8 protein-coding genes are annotated in these 5,621 nt (G+C 71.0%); 6 read left to right on the plus strand and 2 right to left on the minus strand.

Annotated elements, in window-relative coordinates; translation table 11 throughout:
* Window positions 1–41 precede the first annotated feature (41 nt).
* The 6 genes from FV233_RS27865 (at window position 42) to FV233_RS27890 (ending at window position 4,478) form a co-directional block, all read left to right on the plus strand.
* Window positions 42–563, plus strand: coding sequence for a DedA family protein (locus tag FV233_RS27865; RefSeq protein ID WP_147899461.1), 522 nt, complete (start codon window positions 42–44; stop codon window positions 561–563).
* A 16-nt stretch (window positions 564–579) separates the two neighbouring features.
* Window positions 580–1,356, plus strand: coding sequence for a cobalamin-binding protein (locus tag FV233_RS27870; protein WP_147855530.1), 777 nt, complete (start codon window positions 580–582; stop codon window positions 1,354–1,356).
* A 120-nt stretch (window positions 1,357–1,476) separates the two neighbouring features.
* Window positions 1,477–1,983 carry an MmcB family DNA repair protein gene (locus FV233_RS27875; RefSeq protein ID WP_147855529.1) on the plus strand — a complete coding sequence of 169 codons (507 nt, stop codon included), beginning with the start codon at window positions 1,477–1,479 and terminating at the stop codon, window positions 1,981–1,983.
* Between the two features lie 40 nt (window positions 1,984–2,023).
* Entirely contained in the window at window positions 2,024–2,440 is a 417-nt protein-coding gene (locus FV233_RS27880; protein ID WP_147855528.1) for a putative toxin-antitoxin system toxin component, PIN family, read from the plus strand.
* A 3-nt stretch (window positions 2,441–2,443) separates the two neighbouring features.
* The gene (locus tag FV233_RS27885) at window positions 2,444–2,689 is read left to right on the plus strand and encodes a toxin-antitoxin system HicB family antitoxin (RefSeq protein ID WP_147855527.1); all 246 of its coding nucleotides are present in this window, start codon (window positions 2,444–2,446) and stop codon (window positions 2,687–2,689) included.
* A 178-nt stretch (window positions 2,690–2,867) separates the two neighbouring features.
* On the plus strand, window positions 2,868–4,478 hold the full coding sequence (locus FV233_RS27890) for a Na+/H+ antiporter (RefSeq protein WP_147899462.1): 1,611 nt from the start codon (window positions 2,868–2,870) through the stop codon (window positions 4,476–4,478).
* A gap of 144 nt (window positions 4,479–4,622) precedes the next feature.
* Here FV233_RS27890 and FV233_RS27895 read toward each other — a convergent pair whose 3' ends face one another.
* Both FV233_RS27895 and FV233_RS27900 read right to left on the minus strand, forming a co-directional pair.
* On the minus strand, window positions 4,623–4,898 hold the full coding sequence (locus tag FV233_RS27895; RefSeq protein ID WP_147855525.1) for a hypothetical protein: 276 nt from the start codon (window positions 4,896–4,898) through the stop codon (window positions 4,623–4,625).
* Between the two features lie 153 nt (window positions 4,899–5,051).
* Window positions 5,052–5,510 carry a GNAT family N-acetyltransferase gene (locus FV233_RS27900; protein WP_147855524.1) on the minus strand — a complete coding sequence of 153 codons (459 nt, stop codon included), beginning with the start codon at window positions 5,508–5,510 and terminating at the stop codon, window positions 5,052–5,054.
* Window positions 5,511–5,621 lie beyond the last annotated feature (111 nt).

Raw genomic sequence — 5,621 nt, forward strand, 5'->3', positions numbered from 1 at the left:
GCCTCAGATGGGGCGGGTCGCCCCGCCGCCCCCCGAGCCCGATGGACATCGAAGCCCTGCGCAGCTCGACCCTCGCCTTCGTCGAGGCGCACAAGGTCTGGACGCCGCTGATCGCCGGGGGGCTCGCCTTCTGCGAGTCGATCGCGATCCTGTCGCTGTTCGTGCCGGCCACCGTGATCCTGATCGGCATCGGCGCCCTGGTCGGGGGGGCCGACATCCCGCTCTGGCCGGTGATCGGCGCCGCCGCCCTGGGGGCCGCCCTGGGCGATTGGCTCTCCTACGAGGCCGGGCGCTGGGTCGGGCCGGGCGCCCGCACCAAGTGGCCCCTGCGGCGCTACCCCGACCTCGTCGCCAAGGCGGAACGCTTCATCGGCCGCTGGGGCATCGCCGCGGTGGCGCTGGGGCGCTTCTTCGGGCCGGCCCGGGCCCTGGTGCCGCTGCTCGCCGGCACCCTCGGTCTGGCCCGGCTGCCGTTCCAGCTGGCCAACGTCGCCTCGGCCCTGGTCTGGGCCTTCGTGCTGCTCGCCCCCGGGGCCGGGCTGCTCGCCTGGCTCGACCGGTGATCCGGCCGGCCCGCTGATGCGCCGCTTCCCGCCGGAGCGCATCGTCTGCCTCACCGAGGAGACCGTCGAGACCCTGTACCTTTTGGGTGAGGAGGACCGGATCGTCGGCGTCTCGGGCTACGCGGTGCGCCCGCCCCGGGTCCGGCGGGAGAAGCCCCGGGTCTCGGCCTTCACCAGCGCCGACCTCCCAAAAATCCTGGCGCTGGCGCCGGACCTCGTCCTGGCGTTCTCCGACCTCCAGGCCGACATCGTCGCCGATCTCGCCCGCGCGGGTGTCGCCGTGCACCTGTTCAACCAGAGGGATGTGGCGGGCTGCCTGGCCATGGTCCGCACCCTGGGGGCCCTGGTCGGGGTCCCGGAGCGGGCCGACGCGCTCGCGCGGTTCTTCGAAGAATCCCTGCATTCCGCCGCCGCACAGGCCCCGACCCGGCCCAGACTTCGCGTTTACTTCGAAGAGTGGGACGCGCCGATGATCTCCGGAATCGGCTGGATCTCCGAATTAATCGGCTTCGCCGGCGGCCAGGACGTGTTCCCCGAACTCAGCCGACAGCCGGCCGCGAAGGACCGGATCGTCACCGCCGACCAGGTGATCGCCGCCGCCCCCGACGTGATCCTGGCCTCCTGGTGCGGCAAGAAGGTCAACGTCGATCGCATCCGCGCCCGCCCCGGCTGGGACGCGATCCCGGCGGTGCGGACCGGCCGGATCCACGAGATCAAGGCCCCGCTGATCCTCCAGCCGGGCCCCGCCGCGCTCACCGACGGGTTTGCCGCGATCCGGTCGTTCCTGGCTTAAGTCTCTGCAGTCACAGGGATGTTTTGCCGATGGGCCGGGGGCGATCCCGCGCCGCAGGTGACGGATCGGCCGCGTTTCGGCAGGATGTCCCGATTCGACACAGGCGAATCCCGCAACCGCATGTCCGCTTCCCTCGGCCTCCCCGCGCTCCCGGCGGGCGCCACGATCCTGCCCCCCGACCGGCGGCAATCGCCCACCGCCCTGCGGATCCAGCGCGGCGTGCGCCGCCTGTTCTCCGAGATGGGCTGCGTCACCCTGCCGGAATTCTCCCTGGTCAACGGCCGCCGCGCCGACGTGATCGCCCTGTGCGGCGCCGGCCGGCTCACCATCGTGGAGATCAAGTCGAGCGTCGCGGATTTCCGCGCCGACAGAAAGTGGCCTGATTACAGGGACTTCTGCGACCGGTTCTTCTTCGCCATCCCCGAGGACGTGCCCGAATCCCTGATCCCGGAAGAGTGCGGCCTGATCGTCGCCGACGGCTACGGCGCCGGCATCCTGCGGGAGGCGCCGGAGCACCCGCTCAGCGGCCCCCGCCGCAAGGCCGTCACCCTCCGCTTCGCCCACAGCGCCGCCCGCATCCTCCACGCGCTGGCCGACCCGGGCGCGGTGCGGGAGGGGGCGCTGTAGGGTACTGTACGGGGCCGCTCACACCGACTCGACCCCATGCATGCGTCTGGTCCTCGACACCAACATCCTCGTGGCCGCGCTGCGAAGCCCGGCGGGCGGTTCGGCTGCGCTGCTGCGCCGGATCAGGGCAGGCGAGTTCCGGATGCTTTTGAGCGTCCCGCTGTTCCTCGAATATGAGGCCGTCGCCCTGCGGCCGGAGCATCTGCGGGCAGCCCGGATCTCCGCGGCGGATGTCGGCAATGTCCTCAACGTGCTGGCCCTGTTCGCGGAGCCCGTCGTGATCCATTATCTCTGGTGGCCGCGGCTGCGGGATCCTGCGGACGAGATGGTGCTCGAAGTGGCGGTCAACGGACGGGCCGACGCGATCGTCACGTTCAACAGGGCGGATTTCGGGGCCGCCCCGTTGGGCTTCGGGATCGCCGTCGCCAGTCCGAGCGACGTCCTGCAAAGAGGCTGAAGGATGGATCGCGACGTTACGGTGCGCCTGCCCCATGGGCTGACCGATGCGGCCGAGCGGATCGCCCGCGAAGGCGGGACCACGCTCGATCAATTCGTCGCAACGGCCGTGGCCAAGAAGCTTTCGGCCATCACGTCGGCGGCGTTCCTCGCCGAACGCGGGGCGCGAGCGGATCTCGCCGCCTTCGATCGCCTCATGACCCGGCAGGGCGGTCTCCCGCCGGCGCTGGAGGATCGTCTTCGGGACTGATCCCCTGCCGGCTGTCGCGCGTCCGGGCTCCTCGATCGCTCGCTGATGCGGCGGTGATCTGGCGGCATAGCGGCGATCACCCGCTTCATCGGCAGGATTCGGCGAAAACGTTCGGCAGCCCGGCGAAACCTGCTTAGAATGGCCGAGCTTGCCGAAACTTCAGCGCCGAAACTAATCGATGACGCCCGTTGCCCTGTTCGAATTGATCCTCGCGCTCCTCGGGGCGGCCTTGCTGCTGTCTCTGATCGCCGGGCGGCTGGGGTTTCCCCCGGCCGCCGCCCTGGTGCTGGGCGGCATGGCGCTGGCGGTGGCGCCGGGCCTGCCGGCCTTCGATCTCGATCCGGACCTGATCATGGTCCTGTTCCTGCCGCCGCTGCTGCTCGAATCGGCCTACTTCACCGTCTGGCGCGACTTCCGCGCAAGCCTCGGCGCGATCCTGTCGCTCTCGCTCGGCGCGGTGCTGTTCACCACCCTGGTGGTCGGCCTCGTCGCCCACGCGGTGGTGCCGGCCCTGCCCTGGGCCGCCTGCTTCGCGCTCGGCGCCATCGTGTCGCCTCCGGACGCGGTCGCCGCCAAGGCGGTGCTGGCCCGGGTCGCCCTGCCCCGCCGGATGGTCACGGTCCTGGAGGGCGAGAGTCTCGTCAACGACGCCTCCGGCCTCGTGCTCTACCGGTTCGCCGTTGCGGCGGCGCTGACCGGCAGCTTCAGCGCCTGGGCGGCGGGGGGCAGCTTCGCCTGGCTGGCTGTGGCGGGCGTCGCGGTCGGGCTCGCCTGCGGCCTAGCGGTGAACGCGCTGGTGCGGCGCCTGCACGACGCCAACGCCGTGGCGGTGCTGAGTTTTCTGGCCTCCTACGCCGCCTACCTCGCCGCCGAGGAGATCCACGCCTCCGGGGTGCTCGCCGTGGTCGCCTGCGGGCTGATGATGGGCGGGCGCGAGCACGAGACCTTCGATGCCCATGTCCGGCGTCACGCCGTTTCGGTGTGGGAATTCGTGGTCTTCGTGCTGGAGGCCCTGGTCTTCGTGCTGATCGGGCTGGCCCTGCGCGGCGTGCTGGCCCGGTCCGGGGGCGACCTCGGCGCACTCGCCACGGGCCTGCCCCTGGCGGTCACCGTCACGGTGGCATGCGTGACCGCGCGGCTGCTCTGGGTGTTCCCCGCCGTCTACCTGCGGCGGACCCTGTCGGCCCGGGTTCGCGCCCAGGAGCCCCGCCCGGACCCGCGGGTGCCGCTGATCATCGGCTGGGCCGGCATGCGCGGGGTGGTGACCCTCGCCGCCGCCCTGGCACTGCCGGTGGACTTCCCGGGCCGCGACGCGATCCTGGTGGCGGCCTTCGCGGTGATCCTGTTCACCGTCCTGATCCAGGGTACGTCGCTCGGACCACTGATCCGGTGGCTGCGCCTCGACCCGCGCCAGAGCCTCCCCGAGGGCCATCTCGACGCCGCGATGGCCCGGGTGGTGATGAACGAGGCCGGGCTCGGTGCCCTTCAGCGGCTGGTGGCGCCCGGGTCCGGCGCCCTGCAGCATCCGCGTCTGGTGGAGGAATACCGTCGGCGGGTGCGGGCATCCTCCCGGGATCGCGACGAGCGCGGGGCCCTGGCCGCCGAGAAGACCGAGCATTTCGCAGCCGCGCTGCTGGCGGTGCGGTCCGGGCGCTCGGCGCTGATCGCCCTGCACCGGGAGAACCGCATCCACAGCTCGGTGCTGCGGGCCCTGGAAGGGGAGATCGACCTGGAGGAGCTTCACCTGAAGCGCCTGGCCGGCGAGGCTCCGACGCACGGCGCTGCCTAAGACCGAGCCCCGACCGGAGCGTCAGGGTCCTTAAGGCTGCGCTTTCGCGCCTCGTGCCGGATGTCGGAACCGGCATGATGCGCTGGCATCTTGATTGACATCGTCTGTTTCCGAAGGCCGGCGGCCACCGTTCGGAACGATGCTCTAGCGAGTGGTGCAGGCATCGGCCGGGTTGCTGTAGCCGCTGTAGACGACCCGCACCTTGCGCAGGCAGGGGGCCGCCTCCTTGGGCGCCGCCACGGGGGAGATCTCCACCGGCTCGATCCGCAGGCTCGCCGTGACGGTCGGCTCCTCCGGGGTCGCCAGCGCGCGGCTGGCGCTCATCACGAACGGGGTGGCGACCATCGCCGAGACGGCGAGCGCGGCCAGGACGGCGATGTTCTTGCGGCCGAAATCGTGACGCGTGCGAGCCTGATGCATGACCGGTGGTCCGTCGTGTTCGGCAGCGCTGAGGTGCCGAAATCCCCTGTTTGCGGCGATAACTTGGCCGCGAACTTGACGGTTCCCGCTATGCCGAGAAAACGGCCTCGCTTGCGTGCTTCGCCACACAAGCGAGGCGCAGGCGCGAAGGATTCAGACGATCTTCCGGTACTGCACGAAACCCGACCGCTCCGCGATCCGGTCGTAGAGCAGCATTGCGTCGGTATTGGTCTCGTGGGTCAACCAATGGACACGGGAGCAGCCCGCGGCTTTTGCGGCCTCGTAGACATGCGCAATCAGCCGACGGCCGATTCCCGCGCCACGGACTGTGTCCGCCACGAACAGGTCCTGCAGGTAGCAGTAATCGCCGATCGTCCAGGCCGAGCGGTGGCGGATGTGGTGGACCAGTCCGACCGCCTCGGCCCCCCGCCAGGCCAGGGCGCCGTCGACCGGTTCGGCCGGGTCGTTGAGGCGGGCCCAGGTGCAATCCGTGACCGCCTCGGCGATCTCGACCTTGTAGAAGGCCTGGTAGCCCCGCCACAGCGGCAGCCACGCCGCCCGATCCTCCGGGCCGATCGGGCGGATCGCGATGGTCTCCGGTTCGATGGTCATGGTCCGCCTCTCCCGCATGGCACAGGGCGGAAGCTGACCACTCTCCGGACCCCGGACGCAAGCGCAACCGTGCGCGCGCTGCTGGCCCTCCGTCTTGCACCCCCCGCCGCC

This window comes from Methylobacterium sp. WL7, from assembly GCF_008040085.1.
In the GTDB taxonomy this organism is placed as follows: Bacteria; Pseudomonadota; Alphaproteobacteria; order Rhizobiales; family Beijerinckiaceae; genus Methylobacterium; species Methylobacterium mesophilicum.